The sequence below is a fragment of the Prochlorococcus sp. MIT 1306 genome, from assembly GCF_047304515.1.
Lineage (GTDB): Bacteria > Cyanobacteriota > Cyanobacteriia > PCC-6307 > Cyanobiaceae > Prochlorococcus > Prochlorococcus marinus_D.
In genome coordinates this window covers 1-19,196 of record NZ_CP138959.1, presented here as the reverse complement: position 1 = coordinate 19,196, position 19,196 = coordinate 1, and the positions used below count along the sequence as shown (strand labels likewise).

Genomic DNA, 19,196 nt, shown 5'->3' with positions numbered 1-19,196 from the left:
GGTCAAATCACTTCAGGCTGAATACAGTTGCAACAGACTCTTCCCTTCTGATGAGCAGCAACGCTGCAGTGCTCTACGAACGTATTCAGAACGATCCCGGACACACCAAAGCCCTATTTCGGCAGGCACTCCAAGATCCTCAGGGAGCCTTGAAGGCAATCTGCGATCTGGGGCACAGCATGGGACTCCCTGTCACGCTTGACGAAGTAAAAGCACACTTGGCCAGCCTCGATGACGATGACACCAAGCAATGGGTCGTCAAGGCCCGGGGGGGGCTTTAAGACCAGGGTCTAATTCACGCGAGCGACCTTCTTCTACTTGTGAGGGATTGGCGTTTTGCATGCCTCGACGGTCGTAACCGCCACCTCCTGCCAAACTCCAAAAAAACCAGTAACTAGGGATCGCTAGGCCAGCAGCAAGCACAACAGCCGTAATTTGTTCGAATTTCACCATGGCCGGTGATCCGGAATGGATATCCACCAGTCTGCCCGTATGCGAAGCGGGATGATGTTCTTGTGGTTGCTTTCCCTCGGTGCTGCGACTTGAGCACGTCAACAAGATCTACCCCACGCATGAAGTCCTCAAGGATGTCACCTGGGAAATCAAGCCCGGAGACCGCATCGGACTGGTAGGAGTCAATGGGGCAGGCAAGTCCACACAGCTCAAATTAATCGCGGGACTCGAAGAAGCCAGCAGTGGCCAGATTGTGCGCCAGGGGAACCCACGAATCGCCTACTTACAACAAGAATTTGATGTTGATCCCTGCCGCACAGTACGAGAAGAGCTTTTTCAAGCCTTTGGCGAGGCCGCTGCCGTTGTCCATCAACAGCGACTAATAGAAACCGCCATGGCTACAAAGCGGGCTGCAGAAGACAGCGTTTTTCTCGACAGCCTGATCAAGGACCTAAGCCGTTTCCAGAATCGCTTTGAAGCCCTGCACGGCTATGAGCTTGAGGCTCGAATCGAAAAACTACTGCCAACACTCCACTTCACATCGGAGGGGGCCGATCAGCGGGTAGGGGACTATTCCGGGGGATGGCAAATGCGAATTGCGCTCGGCAAGATCCTTCTTCAAGATCCTGATCTGCTACTACTCGACGAGCCCACAAACCATCTGGACGTGGACACCATCCAATGGTTGGAGGACTATCTGATCAAACAGACCGCCGCCATGGTTGTGATCAGCCACGACCGGACTTTCCTCGATCGGATCTGTACCCAAATCGTGATTACTGAGAGAGGCGTTTCGCGCACCTATCTCGGCAACTACACAGCCCATCTTGAGCAGAAGGCACTCGAAGAGGAAGCAACTCAAGCTGCGTTTGAACGCCAGCAGAAAGATCTCGCCTCCCAACAGGCCTATGTCGATCGATTCAGGGCAAGTGCCACGCGAAGCACCCAAGCCAAAAGCCGAGAGAAACTGCTCGAGAAAGTGGAGCGAATCGAAGCTCCAGTGAAGAGTGTCAGCGGCCCCAGCTTTCGCTTCCCAGACGCTCCACGATCCGGCCGGCAGGTGGCTGTGATCGAAGACCTCAGCCACAGCTACGGAGACAAGATTCTCTTCCTCGGCGCCCACCTGGAGGTGGAACCCGGCGATCGGATTGCTTTCATTGGTCCCAATGGCGCAGGCAAGTCAACTCTGCTGCGTCTGATCATGGGTTTGGAATCTCCAGATGACGGCAAGGCCTCCCTGGGAGAACACAACGTGATGGCTGGCTATTTCGAACAAAACCAAGCAGAAGCTCTGGACCTGCAGAAAACTGTCATCGACACAATGTTTGAAGCTGTCCCAGACTGGACCCAAACCCAGGTGCGCTCTCTACTCGGCAGTTTCTGCTTGAGTAATGATGCTGTTTTCAAAGACGTCGACAATCTGAGTGGTGGTGAAAAAGCTCGATTAGCCCTGGCCCTAATGCTGGTCCAACCCTGCAATTTGCTTGTGCTAGACGAGCCAACCAACCACCTCGACATCCCTGCCAAACAGATGCTTGAGGACGCACTGCAGGCGTACGAAGGCGCTGCCCTGCTGGTCTCTCATGATCGCTACTTCATTTCCCGTGTAGCCAATCGCATCGTGGAATTACGCGATGGCGAACTGATCCTTTACCGAGGCAACTACGCTTATTTCCAGGAAAAAAAATCAGAGGAGCAAGCCGCAGCTGCTGCGGCAATGACCCTGGCAGAACAAGAAGTCAAACGCCTCGCCAATCGCGATCGCCAAAGAAAGCGTCAAGCCAGAAAAAAAGGCGCGGCTTAAACCCAAAATCTATCCGTTTGGCAAGAAAACTTTAAAGAAGGTTAGGCAGGAAGACTCATTTTCCTTGGAGTACAGCAAATATGTGCATAAGCTGACTTCACAGCTGTGTGTACTTAATGACAAGCGTCCCTACCCAACGTGCAGAAGACCTTCATATCTCCAACTCGACTAGCGACGTAAACAATGAGCACGAGCAAACTTGGGATGCCGTTGAGACCTACTTCGAATGCATCACGACCTGCTCGCTGGATGACGGTGAATGCATCACCCGTTGCGTGGAGCAGTTGCGAGACACTGACGACTAAATAGCTTCTAGCCCCAGCAGCAAAATGAGATTGCATCCCTACCCCGCTCATGGGTTGCAGATGTCTTAGATGCTTTTGTAGAGCCTGAGCCTGGATTAGTCGGGAAGTAGTGCACATCACAGGGTCAAGGTGCCTGCATCGCCGTCAGCTCCACTGGTGTAACCGCCAGCTCAATCCGACTATCGCCCCGGATTAATCCAAGAGTGATTGGACTCCCAACTCCATGACGATCAATCGCGCTCACTACCTCCGCAGGCCCATCAATCGGTAACCCTTCAACCGAAACGATCACATCATCAACCTTCAAACCGGCACTTGCTGCAGGCCCACCCGGCACCACGGAACGAATCACAGCACCAGGAGAATTGGCTTCCCCAGAACGAGCAGATGGCACCGGCGAGAGACCTACTCCCACCATCGGATGACTGGCCCGTCCTCGCTCCACCAGCTGCTTGGCGATGGTCCTGGCCCGATTAATAGGAATAGCAAAACCCAGCCCAGCGCCTGGCCCAGAGCGAACGAGTGTATTGATACCCACCACATTGCCCTCAGAATTCAACAGCGGTCCTCCTGAGTTGCCTGGATTGATAGCAGCATCGGTCTGAATCAAATCCAACCGCTTGCCAGAGATCCCTAGCTGAGAGACGTTGCGGTTGAGGTTGCTGACGATCCCCAACGTCACCGTATTTTCAAGGCCAAAGGGGTTGCCAACGGCTATGGCCCAATCCCCGACCCGAAGCTGGTCCGAGTCTCCCAATGGAGCTGTGGGCCAAGGCCCAAAGCCATCCAACTGCACTACAGCCAGATCAGTAATCGTGTCCTGACCAACCAGTCGCCCAGACACCCTTCGACCATCTGGCAATCCCACCATCAGCTGATCGGTTTTCTCCACGACATGAGCATTGGTGAGAACCAATCCTTCCGCCGAAAAAATCACACCACTTCCCTGCCCTCGTTCTATCCGCGCGCGGGGAGCGACCCTGCCAGGTAAACCAAAGAAATGTTGGAACAGCGGGTCTGCTAACAGTCCCTGAGGCAGACCAGCCATGCCCATAGAACGGACCGTCCGACTCGTCTCAAGAGTCACCACAGCAGGGCCGCTGCGAGCCACCGCATCCGCTACAAACGACTGCCGGGATAAGGCTGTCGCAGCTGATGCCGCCTGCAGCGGTTGAGGGGAAAGTCCCGACAACACAGGCAGACAAACCAATCCAGTGCCAAGCAGAAGACCACCACGGAAAACCCTGCTCAAACCTGAAGATTGGCTGGATAACCGCAACTCTGCGGAGGATTCCTCAAGCAACGCAGACATTGGCCAAAAGACAATCAATTGATGACTTTGACCGTAGACAGAGCTGTCTCAAACAACAGTGTCAATCCTTGACAGAGCTGTGACCAAATACGCCTGAGCTCGTCTTCATGAAGCTTCATTCCCCCACGGAACCGCTCAACAAGCTCCAAACTGAATGAACTGTTGCAACAAATCTTGGGCGCTAACCAGCCCTTTGCCTGAGTTTCGTGATGTTTGAAAGGCCTGAGCTTTGCCAGAGCCTCGTGATTAGCACGATCATTCAAAGGCAAGCAATGATGAACTCAACGTGGCGACCACCCAATCGCCTTTATCGCAAACCATGAAGACGTCATGGAGAACTCCTTGTTCCCGATCCTTTACGGCGCTGCCTTCCTGATCCTGCTGTGGCAAGCCTTCCGCGTGATGGGGAAGGGTTTCGGCGCCGCCCAGCAACCAATACGTAGCCAACCAATTAGGAAGAACTCACAAGGTGATCGCACCGGTTTAGTGACCGTTCACCCTGAATTACTAGACCAGGAAGGCCGCCTCACAGAAGAAGAGCTCCTCACAGTTCGTTTCTCAGGAGACAACGAGCCACCCCAGTCAACAGAAACTCCTGCTGAATAAATTAGAGAACCAGTGTCAAAGGCCGGCACTGGATTCGACTCGATTGGGGAAGCCCTGGTGGATCAAAGAACGCGCATCGTGGCTGCAGTCATCAAAGCAGTGAAGTTGCCTCCGCGGTTTCGACTGCGGCTGGTCAAAGAAGATCCCGTTCGGCTTGAACTAAGCCTCACCCCTGCTTACGGCAAACAGCCGATCCAAGTGGGATTGGTGGAGTCTCTTGACCTGGTGGCTCGGCGCGACCGGGAAGGACGCATCCCTAGAGATTTGCAGGGAACATGGGATTGGACGGTCCGACACGGCGACGTAAGCACCGGGGGATGGAATCCCTTTCTCAAGGAAGCACTACAAACCATGTTTGAAACAGGGCTACCAGCAATCGTTTACGAAGAACTCACAGGCGAGGACTATCACCCCGTTGACGGCACCCGCCACGTGCGCTGACTGTGAAGGATGTGAAGCCCTGCGAACTACCAGGGCTACAAACAGGGACAAGGGGCTAGACCAGTACAGTTCCGGCTCTTAAGGTTTTCTTCATGAGCAGCCTGCGGCTTTCGACGGCGCCTTTAGTAAGGCTTCTCTTTGCAATAGGAGCCCTAAGCAGCCTGATGCTGCTAGCTCTTCTCAATCTGATCAGCTAACTCTTTCTTTGCAGCTTGGGAGATCTCCCGATCGACTCGCTGCTAACGCAGCTCTGCCACAGCCTTACTGCAAGTGCCACAGTGCTGCTGCAAGCGCCACCAGGGGCAGGGAAAACCACCAGAGTTCCGCTTGCGCTTCTAGGTGCCCTTGATGGTTACGCCCCTCTTCCAGGCCGAATCTGGATGCTGGAACCCCGACGATTAGCTGTCAAAGCAGCAGCCTCGCGACTAGCCGCAAGCTTGAAAGAGCCATTAGGGGAGCGCGTGGGCTTCGCTATACGACATGAACAGCTGCGCTCAAAACGAACTCAATTAGAGGTCATTACAGACGGCTTGTTTCTACGTCGCCTTCAGAGTGATCCAAGCCTAAACGGCATTGATTGCGTGATCTTTGATGAATTTCACGAACGACGGCGAGACAGCGACCTCGCCCTGGCCCTTTTGCTTGAAGCCCGACCGCTGCTCCATCCAGAGCTACGGCTTCTGCTCATGTCTGCAACTCTCAATCTTGGCGAGTTACAAGATCGCCTACCAGAAGCAACCCTGCTACAGAGCAAGGGGAAAGCCTTCCCCGTCGCCACCCATCATCAGACACCCCGCCCAGACGAACCGTTACCCCATCAGGTGATGCGGGCCATTAAGGCCCATGCCCTACCTCTCACCGAAGCAAGCGATCGCAACAGTTCACGCCCCACCGTGCTGGTGTTCCTGCCTGGACAACGTGAGATCAAACGCACCCAAGAACTACTGGCGGCTCAAGAAAGTCTTACGCATTGGAATCTTGCCTATCTTCACGGGCAACAGCCTCTGCATGTGCAAGCGCGTGCATTGCTGGGGGCTGAATCGCCTTGGATAGGCAAGATCGTCTTAGCAAGTTCTATCGCGGAGAGCTCACTCACCCTCGAAGGGGTTCGACTGGTCATCGACAGCGGCCTAAGTCGGCAAAGTCGCTTTGACCCCAACACTGGCATGGAGGGGCTTGAGACAGTGCCATCCAGCCTGGCAAGCGCCAATCAACGCCAAGGGCGAGCCGGACGCCAAGGTCCAGGCCAATGCGTTCGACTTTGGTCTCTAGCAGAACAACTGCGCAAGCCCGAACATGCAGCTCCAGAAATACTTGTTGCCGATCCCATGCCCGTGGTGCTTGAGCTAGCGACCTGGGGCGCTGGCTTAGGAGAAACCCTGCCATGGATCGACCCCCCACCTCAATCAGCGTTGCAGAAGGGAAGGCAACAGCTGATCAATCTGAACGCCCTCAACCATGACGGACGAATCACAACGCTAGGCCGCCATCTCTGCAAACTAGGCATACACCCCAGGCTAGGGATCCTGTTGCTCCAAGCCAAAGAATGGGGTTGCGAAGCCCTGGGAGCCGAACTAGCCGCTTTACTTGGTGATCGAGATCCCCTCAACAGCCATCAGGTTGGCTCAGACCTGAGGACTCGTCTGGATTGGTTACGTCAGGACGAGCGAGACATTCATCGATCTGCCAGACAAGGCCATCAACAGATGCGCCGTCTCAGTCAAAGGCTGCTTGGTCAGCTCAAGACCATTAAGCAAGACGGTCAATACAGCAAACAAGCAAATAAAGACCTCTCAGAACATGACCTCGCTGCACAACTAATTGCCACAGCCTTCCCGGAATGGTTGGCCTTGGAACGACCAGGGAAAGCCGGACACTATCGATTGCGACAAGGACGCGGCGCCATTCTCCGCCAGCATGACCCTCTCAGATCTTCTCCTGCCCTAGCAGTTGCAAGGGTGGATCTTGGCCAGGCCAACACACTCATCCAGCTCGCAATCCCCCTCTCGATGCAATGGGTAGAGACCCTGAGCCAGACAGATGGGGAATGGAGTGAATCAGTGAGCTGGGATGCAAAAAGCTCGCGAATACGAGCAGAGCGACTGTTGAAGATCGGCGAACTACTAATCCAAAGGAAACGCCTGCCACAACCCGAACCAGAACACTGCCGCAAGATCCTGCTCGATGTCTTGTGCCATCAGGGTCTAGGACAACTCCCCTGGGGCCGTCGCAGCCAACAACTGCGTGCACGCCTGGAACTCGCCCACCGCCACCTAGGCACCCCCTGGCCACCTCGCGACCTGAAATTCCTTGGCCATCAGCCAAGTTCATGGCTCAATCAACCGCTGTTGGGTTGCCATAGCTTGGATGAGCTGGGTGAAGAAGGGCTCATAGAAGCTCTCTGGGGAGAGCTCCCCTGGAAGATGCGCCAGACACTAGACATCCTGCTGCCAAACCAACTAACCATTCCCTCTGGTCGGTCTGCTGTACTCAACTATGGCGATGGAGAGGTGAAATTATCGGTGAAGCTTCAAGAAATGTTTGGCTGCGAAGACGGTCCAAAACTGATCAATGGCAAGCTTCCCGTGACCCTTGAACTGCTCTCTCCAGCAGGGCGTACTCTGCAGCTCACAAGAGATCTAGCAGGCTTCTGGAGTGATAGCTATCAGGACGTGCGCCGTGAAATGCGCGGTCGCTACCCGAAACATCCCTGGCCAGAGAACCCGCGAGAAGCCCAAGCAACCGCCCGCATCAAAAAGCACATGGCCTGACGAGATAAATACAAGGAAAAAGTTACCTAAAAAATGCCAATCTATTGCGATGGAGACGGTCAAGCCATCTCCATGCTTTGTTACATTGATGAGATCTTGGAGTTGCAAATGGCCGACAAAACTCAGCCCCGTTTCGGCTTCGTTAACTTCGCAGAAACCTGGAACGGCCGTCTCGCCATGATGGGCGTCGTCATCGGCCTCAGCACCGAACTTCTGACCGGCCAAAGCATTCTCTCTCAGATGGGCCTTGGCTGAATCTCATTGCAACCCTTCAAGCAGTAGCAGCCATATGAGGTGATCACTGTAAATCGACAAAGTTTGCGTAAAGCGCGCCCTGCAATAACGATGGTCCACAGTAGAGAAACGTTGGAGTGATTAACTTGCCCCCACTCTTCGTCAACAACCGTCGCGATGGCGCAAGGCTGCTGAGCAGCGCCCTGGTGATTTTCACAATCGCATCCACCCAACTGGATCATGCCTGGGGGCAAGCTGTTGCTGCGCTTAGCGTCGTGATCTGCCTCTACTGGGGCATGGCCTATCGACGCCTTGACCGCTGAATCCCTTCCAAACTATTCAGTCCGCGATCTCAACGCGGCTATTGGCACTCTGCTGGAACGTGGCTTTGCACCTCGCTTTCTGGTGGAAGCGTCAGTCTCCAAGCCACAGATTAAAAAAGGTCATCTCTGGCTAACTCTGACTGACGGCAACGCAAGTATCACGGCAGTGGCTTGGGCTTCCAAGCTGCAGCAACTCACCTACAGGCCTGCAGAAGGGGATGGGGTAACGGTTGTCGGCAAGCTCAACTTCTGGGCAACCCGAGCAAGCCTGGCCGTGCAGGTCATAGACCTGCGTCCGTCCCTATCGACGGTGCTGCGTCAGTTCGAAATTGTGAAAGCCCTGCTACTGAAAGAGGGCATCATCGACGAATCGAAACGGAAAGCGTTACCAAAATATCCAGAGGTTGTAGCCATCTTGACCAGCGTGCCCAGTTCCGCCCTAGCAGACATGCTGCGTACAGCAAAAGAGCGCTGGCCTCTAACTCAATTGCTGATCATTCCAATTCCAGTCCAAGGTGGTGTAGCAAAACAAATCCAATCCGTTTTACGTTCTCTGGCTAATCAGCATGATGAGCTGGGGATTGCAGCGATCGTGCTGGCCAGAGGAGGTGGCAGTCGTGAAGACCTGATGGTGTTTGATGATGAAGACCTGTGCCGTGACCTGGCCAGTTTCCCAATACCGGTGGTGACTGGACTAGGGCATGAGGATGACCAAACAGTGGCTGATCTGGTTGCTGACCATAGAGCCGCGACGCCAACAGCAGCGATGGTGGCACTGTTGCCCAGTCGGGAGTCAGCTCAAAATGTGCTGATGCAACGCCGTCATCGACTTAAAGACCACTGCAATTGGCTCATTCGCAAAGAACGTGAGCGGCTTGTAGATCGAGGCAAAGCGTTGGAGTATCAACAACCGCTGAAACAGATAGAGCTTCAGCGCATTCACTTAAGCCAGAAGCATCAGCTCCTCCAAGCTCTATCACCAGAACTCTGGTTGATGCGCGGTTTTGCCATCGTGAAGAACAAGCAAGGCAAAACTCTGCGAAGCGTGGGTGATGTATCTCGGCTGGACAATTTGACCATCCAACTCAGTGATGGCCAGATCAATGCCAGCGCAGAAGAAATTAATCAGCAAAGGCCCTCGACATGATAAAAGCCACTTCATCATCTGAGAAGACGCCGAGAGATTCCGGCTCTCAACAGCAAAAGCATGCCATCAATACTGCGCAATCAACGCTAGATAGCATGCTGAAAGAATGGCGCCAAGATGCGAAATCACTCAGCTACGAAGAATCTCTACAAGCGCTCGATTTACTCCTTACTCAATTACAGAATGACAGCGTTCCAGTAGAAGAACTCCAAAGACACTACTTACAAGGGAAGGTCTACCTTGAGCACTGTGAAGCACTGCTTAATACCGTCGAGCAAAGCGTGCTGCAGCTCGATGCGAGCAACCTAAAGCCTGATTCAGACACATAATTCAACAGAGGTTTACACTTTAGACCAGTCTTGACTCCAATTTTCTGGAGCCTACTGGCCCAAAGAACTTACAAGTCTATTGCGACCTCCCAAGAATTTTACCTTATAAATTCTGGTCCATCCACGACCCAATGGAGCTGATTCAACAGCCACAATATTACCCTTTAGAGCTATTCATCAAGCGAGCGAATAGTATGCCAGCGCCCTCTCTTATCTTCAAAGCAACTGATCCATATAAAACCTAGAGAGTCAGACGTAATGATGCTGTTTGCACCTAGCAAGAAACAGATTCTATAAAGAAAATTGTGCTCAAAATTATTTCCCTCAAAAATTCTTAAATGTCAAAATCAATAGCACCTTTAAAGGATCGCTACAATGGTTTCAGCTGAAGCAAATCAATGGGCATGTTTCTCAACTACATACTCTTGACCTTTATCAGTTGGCCATTTGTAGCACTCGTAGCAGGTTGGTGTTGCCAACCGTTATTTCCAAATAACAAGGCCTTCGACTTACAAAGGAATAGTGGCCGTACAACATTCGCCACTCGATCGCTGATCATCTCTGCTGTTCTCTCAGCAATTGCCTGCTTCATCGATTTACCGCTCATCAGCCAGCCCTCAAGCTTAGGCCTTTAAATAAACAACTTCATGCCTCTCGTTAACGACGACTGAAAATCAAAAAATTCGATCTCTGCTTTGATTGGCAACGCCACCTAAAAACATAATCATGAGGCAGCATTCGCTTTGAGCTTGGCTATGGAGAACAGACATCTGTAATCATTGAAAGTCATCTGTTTACGCTGAAAAATCATGGACCAAGAGAATCTTTCCGCCAAAATTCAACTCGAGCCATATAATGTAAGTGCCAACTTCAATTCCATAAATACAATTAACAAAAAGCATCTACCCTAACTTGATTGAAACTCCAAAACAACAAGCAGCTCTAACCACTTCAAAGTCATACATTGTGGCCACTATTTGTCAAGGTAATGAGTGAGTATCTTTGGGCACTGCTCAAGCAAAGCAAAAAAGATATTTCCAAGACTTTGCCACTTGTTCTTCAGGCCCAGCGCATTGAACAGCAGTTCGCCTCTATGAAGGCACTGGCGACACTCAGACCAGAAATCATACATATACAACTAATCATTGATTTCACATGGCTTCTTCACTAGCGTTGCAACTATCACATCACGAGTGGCATGAAAGCACCAAATAGTTTGCTGCAATGGGTCTACTTGATCCTAGCAATCACTGGAGCGATCCTTCCTACACTAGCCAACATCGACTTTATGCAGCAATACGGTCCAGACTTTGATATCAGCTTATTTGTAGCACTATCGAATGCAAATCCTGCAGCTCAATCTTTATCCCGAGATCTGATCATAGGTGCTAGTGCTATAACCATCTGGATCGTTGTAGAGAGTCGACGACTTCAAATGCGACACCTGTGGATCGTGCTTTTAAGTAGCATCACAATTGCCTTTGCATTTGCCGCACCATTATTTCTCTTCCTGCGTGAACGTCGGCTACAAGAAATGGCAAATCATGCTGAGAACTAGAAATACACTGTTGATAGCTCTAATTGATTTTTTCAACCTCTTATCCAACAAAAATACGCTCCTCAATAGGAGCGGATAAACACACTGATTAGTGTCTAAAGATCATCACCCCTCTGAACCAGCATCTTCAGCCGTAATATCAATTGTGGCCGCACTAGCAGGGGTAGAAATCTCTCCATCATCTTTAAAATCACCTAACTCTGAAGTATCAGACAGCCCTGCACCACAGACAGGACACTGATCAGAGCCGCCAAAAGTGCGCAATCCACAAGCCTGACAAGTCACCATGCGGGACTGAAGAACACGCCAACCCAACCAACCAAAGCCAGCTAGCAAAAACGGTAAGACCAAAGCGACAAGCATTAACCCACCAGCGAGATCAAGCAAAATCCGCCCGGCTGCGGTGGGCAACAGCAAGATCAGCAGAAGGGCCAACCAAATCAGAGGAGAAGGCCTGGCCATTTCAACGCTGGAAGCGGGCGTCCCGCTCCATCCAAGACTCCAAGGCTGCTAAGACTTCGATCAAAGCCCAGCTTCCAAAAAAGACTCCGGCAACCAGGGCTACCACAAATCCGATCAGCAGCATGACAGGCACGGCCAAAAGAGTAAGACCTGTAATCAGCACAACCGCACCTATCGCCATACTCAATAGAGCCATGCCTGCAAAGGCCGGCGGTAACCGGGCAGAGCGTGCTCGCATCAGAGAAGGCACAACAATCAATTAAAAATCAATTTTATGCTGACTGAAGACGTTGTGAAATCAGCTTTTTAGCGGGTTCGGTTCTCCCCATTGATGCCGACTCCTACTGGCAAGGACCACGCTCCAGCACTGCCCAAAGTAAAGGATCACACCGACCATCCAAACCCAAAAGGTGAGCACCAAAACACCACCGATGAAGCCATAAGCCTGATAACGCGTGCCCAGCGAAAGAATGCTTCGGCTAACGACCAGGTTGAGGATCGTCAAAAGCGTACCAATCAAAAAAGACCCAGGCACAAGAGGCCTAAGTGGGACACGTCTACTAGGTAGCAAAGCCTGCAACAACAACGCCATCCCAGAGAGGCCAAGTAATGGCACAACGAACTGACCTACCTGAAGCACAGGCACTCGAGACAACAAAGCGGCAAGCCATGGTGTCGTGCTAATCAGCTCATCCCAAACAGCACCTGGGATCATGCGTACATTGACGCTGATCTGATCAACAACAACAAGCAGCCCGACCAGGATTACGACCACAAAAGCCTCAATTCGAGCACGCAGGAAGCGGGTTAGCTGAACAACAAATGGTGCAGGTGTTGAAGGCAGGGGCAACAGGTCTCGCCAAAGACGATCAGCACCACGCTGCAAAGTTAAATAGGCGTTACCAGCAGTCACCATCAGAAACACAGCTCCGAGCAATCCTGCCCCAAAGCCTTGTTTGACAAGTTTCACCAATGTTGATTCCACCAAACCAACAACAGAAGGTGGGAGCACCTGCGCAGTAAAGTCAACAATTTGCTGATCAAGACCATGCTGACGGCCAAGAAACCAAGAGGCCACAGACAGCGAGATCAACAGAATTGGGAAAAATGACTGCAACGTGTAATAAGCAAAAGCAGCACTAAGATCTACACAATCACAACGCATCCAGCGAAGGTAAGCCCGCCACAAACTTGCGACCAACCATCTAGCCCAACGTTTCCAACGAAGCTCCACGCTTGGCATTCATCTACTGCTAATAACGCTAGCGCCAGCCAATCAAAGACCTCTGGTGTCTATTTGATTATCTTCTTTAAAAATCACACTGACTTGCACATCAAAAAAGCCACCCCTGCGGGTGGCTTTTTCTTGGTAAATCAACAACTCTTTCGCAAGATTGATGATCTACATAAGGAAATGTTTTACCTGGCATTGAGCTATTTTCTCAGAGGGCTACCCCCAAAATATCGTCGCCGCTGATGCGTTTCACAACCGAGTTCGAGATGGATCGGAGTGGTTCCACATCGCCATGAACACCAGGATAAAATCATTCCCAAGGAGTGAACCTTGAGAACTGCATAGGTCATCATCCTTGCGAATGATGCTCTGAATTGAATAAAACTTGTTTCTCGGGCAAGAACCAAATGGATGGTCAAGCCCTCGGTCTATTAGTACTCCTCCGCTGCATCCATTACTGGACTTCCACGTAGAGCCTATCAACGGGTGTTCTTCCCGTGACCTTACTGGCTTATGCCATGGGAACACTCATCTTGAGGTGGGCTTCCCACTTAGATGCTTTCAGCGGTTATCCACTCCGCACATGGCTACCCAGCGTTTACCGTTGGCACGATAACTGGTACACCAGAGGTGCGTTCCTCCCGGTCCTCTCGTACTAGGGAGAAATCCTCTCAATGTTCCTGCGCGTACACCGGATATGGACCGAACTGTCTCACGACGTTCTGAACCCAGCTCGCGTACCGCTTTAATGGGCGAACAGCCCAACCCTTGGGACCGACTTCAGCCCCAGGTTGCGATGAGCCGACATCGAGGTGCCAAACCTCCCCGTCGATGTGAACTCTTGGGGGAGATCAGCCTGTTATCCCTAGAGTAACTTTTATCCGTTGAGCGACGGCCCTTCCACTCAGAACCGTCGGATCACTAAGGCCGACTTTCGTCCCTGTTCGACTTGTAGGTCTCACAGTCAAGCTCCCTTCTGCCTTTGCACTCGTCGACTGATTTCCAACCAGCCTGAGGGAACCTTTGCGCGCCTCCGTTACCTTTTAGGAGGCGACCGCCCCAGTCAAACTGCCCACCTGATACTGTCCGCTCCCCGGATAACGGGTGAACGTTAGAACCCTAGCTCTGAAAGAGTGGTATCTCACCATTGACTCAGTAGCACCCACGAGCACTACTTCAACGTCTCCCACCTATCCTGCGCATTCAGAGCCCGGGCACAATACCAAGCTACAGTAAAGCTTCATAGGGTCTTTCTGTCCGGGTGTACGTAGTCCGCATCTTCACAGACAATTCTATTTCGCCGAGCCTCTCTCCGAGACAGCGCCCAGATCGTTACGCCTTTCGTGCGGGTCGGAACTTACCCGACAAGGAATTTCGCTACCTTAGGACCGTTATAGTTACGGCCGCCGTTCACCGGGGCTTCAGTCGCCAGCTTCGCTTACGCTGACCGGCTTCCTTAACCTTCCGGCACTGGGCAGGCGTCAGCCCCCATACATCGTCTTGCGACTTAGCGGAGACCTGTGTTTTTGGTAAACAGTCGCCTGGGCCTCTTCACTGCGACCAGCTCTCGCTGGCACCCCTTCTCCCGAAGTTACGGGGCCATTTTGCCGAGTTCCTTAGAGAGAGTTATCTCGCGCCCCTCAGTATTCTCTACCACCCTACCTGTGTCGGTTTCGGGTACTGGCAGTTATGCCTTAACGGGTATAGGGCTTTTCTTGGAAGCATGACATCACCAACTTCGCTGCCGTAGCAGCTCGTATTCACGCCTTAGCTCAGAACGTTTTCTCCGCTCCTCAACGCCTCGAACGCTTAAACCAGTAACCAACATCTGGCTTGGCTAGCCTTCTCCGTCCCCCTTCCCAAAACATAACCGGTACAGGAATGTTGACCTGTTATCCATCGACTACGCCTTTCGGCCTCGCCTTAGGTCCAGACTAACCCTCCGCGGACGAGCCTGCCGGAGGAACCCTTAGGGTTTCGGGGCATGGGATTCTCACCCATGTTTTCGCTACTCAAGCCGACATTCTCACTTCTATGCAGTCCACGCCCGCTTACGCTAACGCTTCGCCCCACATAGAACGCTCCCCTACCATTTAACAAGTTAAATCCGCAGCTTCGGTACAACACTTAGCCCCGTTCATTTTCGGCGCAGGATCGCTCGACCAGTGAGCTATTACGCACTCCTTTGAGGATGGCTGCTTCTAGGCAAACCTCCTGGTTGTCTGGGCAATCCCACCTCCTTTATCACTTAGTGTTGATTTGGGGACCTTAGCTGGCGGTCTGGGCTGTTTCCCTTTCGACCATGGAGCTTATCCCCCACAGTCTGACTGCCTAGTTACACACAGGGTATTCAGAGTTCATCTCGATTAGGTACCGCTCTCGCAGCCCGCACCGAAATGGTGGCTTTACCCCCCTGCTGGAGCACTAGACGCTACGCCTCAACGTATTTCGGGGAGAACCAGCTAGCTCCGGGTTCGATTGGCATTTCACCCCTAACCACAGCTCATCCGCTGATTTTTCAACATCAGTCGGTTCGGACCTCCACTTGGTATCACCCAAGCTTCATCCTGGCCATGGTTAGATCACCCGGGTTCGGGTCTATAAACACTGACGATCGCCCTATTCAGACTCGCTTTCGCTATGGCTCCACCATTTCCGGTTTAACCTGCCAGTGCCTATAAGTCGCCGGCTCATTCTTCAACAGGCACACGGTCACCCGATTTAGTCGGGCTCCCATTGCTTGTAGGCTCATGGTTTCATGTTCTATTTCACTCCCCTCCCGGGGTTCTTTTCACCTTTCCCTCGCGGTACTGTTGCGCTATCGGTCACACAGTAGTACTTAGCCTTACGAGGTGGTCCTCGCGGATTCACACGGAATTTCACGTGCTCCGTGCTACTCGGGATACAGCTAGTTCAGTTCAGTTTTCGGTTACGGGACTTTCACCCTCTGTGGTGTGCCATTCAAACACTTCTCCTAACATCCCTGATACACATTGCTGTCCCACAACCCCGATGGTCGAAACCATCGGTTTAGGCTCTTCCCCGTTCGCTCGCCGCTACTTAGGGAGTCGTTTTTACTTTCCTTTCCTCCAGCTACTAAGATGTTTCAGTTCGCTGGGTTGGCTCGCACCAGCCTATGGATTCAGCTGGCCGTACTAGGGGTTGCCCCATTCGGAAATTCCCGGATCAAAGCGTGTGTCCAGCTCCCCGAGACTTATCGCAGGTAACTACGTCCTTCATCGCCTCTGTGTGCCAAGGTATCCACCATGAGCCCTTTGTAGCTTGACCAATTAATCTCTATAACGCTTCACGTAGTTGAATACGTATTCTTAGCAATTCACCTGGCTGCAATCTCAAACTTCTCCAGTTAAACTGAATTGTTTGTCATTGAAGATGGTTTGAATGACCAATCAAACTCTCGATGCCTCGATGACATCGAAAGAACGCTATAGAGTCTCGGCTCTTGACTCAAGAATCAAACATCATTCTCGTTCATCAACCTCAGCTCTCTACTCGCGTAGATTGCATTAGCTGATTCCCAAGAATCATGCATCCATGAGATGCTTTATTCTTTCCAGACTTACCTATGCAGTTGTCAAGGTTCTGCTGAACATCTCTGCAATTCTTGCGAATTACAGTGAGCCCAGCGTCCTATCAACCTAACCTCAATTGATTGAGGCCTGGAATGATAAGAAGCTAGGGTCTTCCAGCAAACTTAAATTCTAAATCACATCACACAACGGTTCTCACCATTGGCTCGTTGTAGGAGATCAGTCAGTGGAGGTTAGCGGACTCGAACCGCTGACATCCTGCTTGCAAAGCAGGCGCTCTACCAACTGAGCTAAACCCCCAACACCGAATGGGCCATCCTGGACTTGAACCAGGGACCTCACCCTTATCAGGGGTGCGCTCTAACCACCTGAGCTAATGGCCCAGGAGTAACCCTTGCGGGGTGTGACCTAGACAAGTTTAGGAACTAAAATCAATCATCAATCTCCAAGCTGATGACTCAGCTTTTCTTTGATTCTCAACTTGAGGTACCGATCGACCTAAGGTGACAGGATTTCGGCCTAAGAATTAAAATACTCAGACATCAAAATCATTGTGTTGTCTCCCTGTTAGGAGGTGATCCATCCGCACCTTCCGGTACGGATACCTTGTTACGACTTCACCCCAGTCATCAGCCCCACCTTCGGCGTCCTCCTCCACAAGGGTTGGAGTAACGACTTCGGGCGTGGCCAACTTCCATGGTGTGACGGGCGGTGTGTACAAGGCCCGGGAACGTATTCACCGCAGTATGCTGACCTGCGATTACTAGCGATTCCTTCTTCACGTAGGCGAGTTGCAGCCTACGATCTGAACTGAGCCACGGTTTATGGGATTTGCTTGTCCTCGCGAACTTGCTGCCCTTTGTCCGTAGCATTGTAGTACGTGTGTAGCCCAGGATGTAAGGGGCATGATGACTTGACGTCATCCACACCTTCCTCCGGTTTATCACCGGCGGTCTCTCTAGAGTGCCCAACTAAATGCTGGCAACTAAAAACGTGGGTTGCGCTCGTTGCGGGACTTAACCCAACATCTCACGACACGAGCTGACGACAGCCATGCACCACCTGTCACTGCGTTCCCAAAGGCACTCTCTCGTTTCCAAGAGATTCGCAGGATGTCAAACCCTGGTAAGGTTCTTCGCGTTGCATCGAATTAAACCACATACTCCACCGCTTGTGCGGGCCCCCGTCAATTCCTTTGAGTTTCACACTTGCGTGCGTACTCCCCAGGCGGAACACTTAACGCGTTGGCTACGACACCGAGGGGGTCGATTCCCCCGACACCTAGTGTTCATCGTTTACGGCCAGGACTACAGGGGTATCTAATCCCTTTCGCTCCCCTGGCTTTCGTCCATGAGCGTCAGTTATGGCCCAGCAGAGCGCCTTCGCCACTGGTGTTCTTCCCGATATCTACGCATTTCACCGCTACACCGGGAATTCCCTCTGCCCCTACCACACTCAAGCCAATCAGTTTCCACTGCCTTGATGGAGTTAAGCTCCACGCTTTAACAGCAGACTTGAAAAGCCGCCTGCGGACGCTTTACGCCCAATAATTCCGGATAACGCTTGCCACTCCCGTATTACCGCGGCTGCTGGCACGGAATTAGCCGTGGCTTATTCCTCAAGTACCGTCAGATCTTCTTCCTTGAGAAAAGAGGTTTACAGCCCAGAGGCCTTCATCCCTCACGCGGCGTTGCTCCGTCAGGCTTGCGCCCATTGCGGAAAATTCCCCACTGCTGCCTCCCGTAGGAGTCTGGGCCGTGTCTCAGTCCCAGTGTGGCTGATCATCCTCTCAGACCAGCTACTGATCGATGCCTTGGTGAGCCATTACCTCACCAACTAGCTAATCAGACGCGGGCTCATCCTCAGGCGAAATTCATTTCACCTCTCGGCATATGGGGTATTAGCGGCCGTTTCCAACCGTTATCCCCCTCCTGAGGGCAGATTCCCACGCGTTACTCACCCGTCCGCCACTAACCCGAAGGTTCGTTCGACTTGCATGTGTTAAGCACGCCGCCAGCGTTCATCCTGAGCCAGGATCAAACTCTCCGTAGTAGATCAAACCCTCTCGCAATCAACCCTTACAGGCTCATCACTCAGTCTGATTTGCTTCACCCACTCATTCGCACTGGCGTACGACAAGCAGTTGTTGCCCCCTTCCTCTGACAGAAGGATTACAAGAGTGCACTTCAGAATCTCTTCCTTCTGTGACTTTCCAGGATCTCAGATCCGGTCGTTGCTTTCACCTGTCACACCTTTGACATCAATCCTCGCCCGTGAAAGCAAAAATTGATGCTGTAACAGGTTTCTGCAACTCATTTCTTTTGACGGGACCTCACACTCTCGTCGCATATCTGCTCAAACCTTTTGATCAGCTTTTGATCGCTGCTCATAGGGCCTAAACGCGACAAAAGCGTCAGTTCCTAAACTCTTAAGTTGTCCAGGTTCTGCTCCTCCACTCCCTTGTAAGGAGTGTCAGGCGCTGCGATCTTGCGATCGCTTCTAAAACCTACAACACCAGCGGATCGCTCCTCTGATCTTGTAAGCGCCCACTGACACCTCGAGCTTTCGCCATCAGCATCGCGTGGCCTGCGCTACAGGGCTCAGCCCTTCGCGCAGTCCAAAAACATAGCCCATTTCATACCCCGTACGCAATCTTTTCTCAATCC

Annotated in this window: 16 protein-coding genes, 2 tRNA genes and 3 rRNA genes; 11 read left to right on the top strand and 10 right to left on the bottom strand. The window is 52.1% G+C overall.

Annotated elements, in window-relative coordinates; genetic code table 11:
• The first annotated feature begins 50 nt into the window (after window positions 1-50).
• Window positions 51-281, top strand: coding sequence for a hypothetical protein (locus SIB74_RS00105; RefSeq protein WP_063395311.1), 231 nt, complete (start codon window positions 51-53; stop codon window positions 279-281).
• Here SIB74_RS00105 and SIB74_RS00100 read toward each other — a convergent pair.
• On the bottom strand, window positions 259-453 hold the full coding sequence (locus SIB74_RS00100; RefSeq protein WP_041374665.1) for a hypothetical protein: 195 nt from the start codon (window positions 451-453) through the stop codon (window positions 259-261). The two genes, SIB74_RS00105 and SIB74_RS00100, sit on opposite strands and share 23 nt — an antisense overlap.
• A gap of 79 nt (window positions 454-532) precedes the next feature.
• Here SIB74_RS00100 and SIB74_RS00095 point away from each other — a divergent pair, with 79 nt between their 5' ends.
• Both SIB74_RS00095 and SIB74_RS00090 read left to right on the top strand, forming a co-directional pair.
• Entirely contained in the window at window positions 533-2,257 is a 1,725-nt protein-coding gene (locus SIB74_RS00095) for an ATP-binding cassette domain-containing protein (protein ID WP_063395290.1), read from the top strand.
• A gap of 116 nt (window positions 2,258-2,373) precedes the next feature.
• Complete coding sequence (locus tag SIB74_RS00090) at window positions 2,374-2,562, top strand: hypothetical protein (protein ID WP_074159112.1); 189 nt, start codon at window positions 2,374-2,376, stop codon at window positions 2,560-2,562.
• A 124-nt stretch (window positions 2,563-2,686) separates the two neighbouring features.
• On the opposite strand, the gene SIB74_RS00085 is transcribed toward SIB74_RS00090, so the two are convergent.
• A complete protein-coding gene (locus SIB74_RS00085; RefSeq protein WP_063395292.1) occupies window positions 2,687-3,874 on the bottom strand; it encodes a trypsin-like peptidase domain-containing protein in 1,188 nt (395 codons plus the stop codon).
• Window positions 3,875-4,204: 330 nt separating this feature from the next.
• Here SIB74_RS00085 and SIB74_RS00080 point away from each other — a divergent pair, with 330 nt between their 5' ends.
• The 8 genes from SIB74_RS00080 to SIB74_RS00045 all read left to right on the top strand — a co-directional run bounded on the left by SIB74_RS00080 (window position 4,205) and on the right by SIB74_RS00045 (window position 11,283).
• Complete coding sequence (locus SIB74_RS00080; RefSeq protein WP_036911701.1) at window positions 4,205-4,480, top strand: DUF2973 domain-containing protein; 276 nt, start codon at window positions 4,205-4,207, stop codon at window positions 4,478-4,480.
• A gap of 57 nt (window positions 4,481-4,537) precedes the next feature.
• Window positions 4,538-4,921, top strand: a complete 384-nt coding sequence (locus SIB74_RS00075; protein WP_036911765.1) for a hypothetical protein — start codon at window positions 4,538-4,540, stop codon at window positions 4,919-4,921.
• Between the two features lie 212 nt (window positions 4,922-5,133).
• Window positions 5,134-7,692: an ATP-dependent helicase HrpB gene (hrpB, locus tag SIB74_RS00070; protein WP_063395294.1), complete on the top strand. Its 2,559-nt coding sequence runs from the start codon at window positions 5,134-5,136 to the stop codon at window positions 7,690-7,692.
• 108 nt (window positions 7,693-7,800) lie between these two features.
• Window positions 7,801-7,947: a high light inducible protein gene (locus SIB74_RS00065; protein WP_011824923.1), complete on the top strand. Its 147-nt coding sequence runs from the start codon at window positions 7,801-7,803 to the stop codon at window positions 7,945-7,947.
• A gap of 116 nt (window positions 7,948-8,063) precedes the next feature.
• Window positions 8,064-8,249, top strand: a complete 186-nt coding sequence (locus SIB74_RS00060; RefSeq protein ID WP_041374662.1) for a hypothetical protein — start codon at window positions 8,064-8,066, stop codon at window positions 8,247-8,249.
• Complete coding sequence (xseA, locus tag SIB74_RS00055) at window positions 8,239-9,396, top strand: exodeoxyribonuclease VII large subunit (RefSeq protein WP_063395295.1); 1,158 nt, start codon at window positions 8,239-8,241, stop codon at window positions 9,394-9,396. Before SIB74_RS00060 ends, xseA begins: the two co-directional genes overlap by 11 nt.
• Window positions 9,393-9,725 carry an exodeoxyribonuclease VII small subunit gene (gene xseB, locus SIB74_RS00050; protein ID WP_063395296.1) on the top strand — a complete coding sequence of 111 codons (333 nt, stop codon included), beginning with the start codon at window positions 9,393-9,395 and terminating at the stop codon, window positions 9,723-9,725. The genes xseA and xseB overlap by 4 nt, the downstream gene beginning before the upstream one ends.
• A 1,198-nt stretch (window positions 9,726-10,923) precedes the next feature.
• On the top strand, window positions 10,924-11,283 hold the full coding sequence (locus SIB74_RS00045; RefSeq protein WP_011131010.1) for a DUF2834 domain-containing protein: 360 nt from the start codon (window positions 10,924-10,926) through the stop codon (window positions 11,281-11,283).
• 105 nt (window positions 11,284-11,388) lie between these two features.
• Here SIB74_RS00045 and SIB74_RS00040 read toward each other — a convergent pair whose 3' ends face one another.
• The 8 genes from SIB74_RS00040 to SIB74_RS00005 form a co-directional block, all read right to left on the bottom strand.
• Window positions 11,389-11,745, bottom strand: coding sequence for a hypothetical protein (locus SIB74_RS00040; RefSeq protein ID WP_063395299.1), 357 nt, complete (start codon window positions 11,743-11,745; stop codon window positions 11,389-11,391).
• A 1-nt stretch (window position 11,746) separates the two neighbouring features.
• Window positions 11,747-11,983: a hypothetical protein gene (locus tag SIB74_RS00035; RefSeq protein WP_011131012.1), complete on the bottom strand. Its 237-nt coding sequence runs from the start codon at window positions 11,981-11,983 to the stop codon at window positions 11,747-11,749.
• Between the two features lie 60 nt (window positions 11,984-12,043).
• Window positions 12,044-12,988 (bottom strand): YihY/virulence factor BrkB family protein, encoded by a 945-nt coding sequence (locus SIB74_RS00030; protein ID WP_063395300.1) that lies wholly within the window; start codon window positions 12,986-12,988, stop codon window positions 12,044-12,046.
• A 178-nt stretch (window positions 12,989-13,166) separates the two neighbouring features.
• Window positions 13,167-13,283: ribosomal RNA gene (rrf, locus tag SIB74_RS00025) — 5S ribosomal RNA — on the bottom strand.
• Between the two features lie 107 nt (window positions 13,284-13,390).
• Window positions 13,391-16,267: ribosomal RNA gene (locus SIB74_RS00020) — 23S ribosomal RNA — on the bottom strand.
• A 490-nt stretch (window positions 16,268-16,757) separates the two neighbouring features.
• A tRNA-Ala gene (locus SIB74_RS00015) sits at window positions 16,758-16,830 on the bottom strand.
• 9 nt (window positions 16,831-16,839) lie between these two features.
• A tRNA-Ile gene (locus SIB74_RS00010) sits at window positions 16,840-16,913 on the bottom strand.
• A gap of 184 nt (window positions 16,914-17,097) precedes the next feature.
• Window positions 17,098-18,582, bottom strand: a 16S ribosomal RNA gene (locus SIB74_RS00005).
• Together the 16S, 23S and 5S rRNA genes with 2 tRNA genes alongside form the textbook arrangement of a ribosomal RNA operon.
• Window positions 18,583-19,196 lie beyond the last annotated feature (614 nt).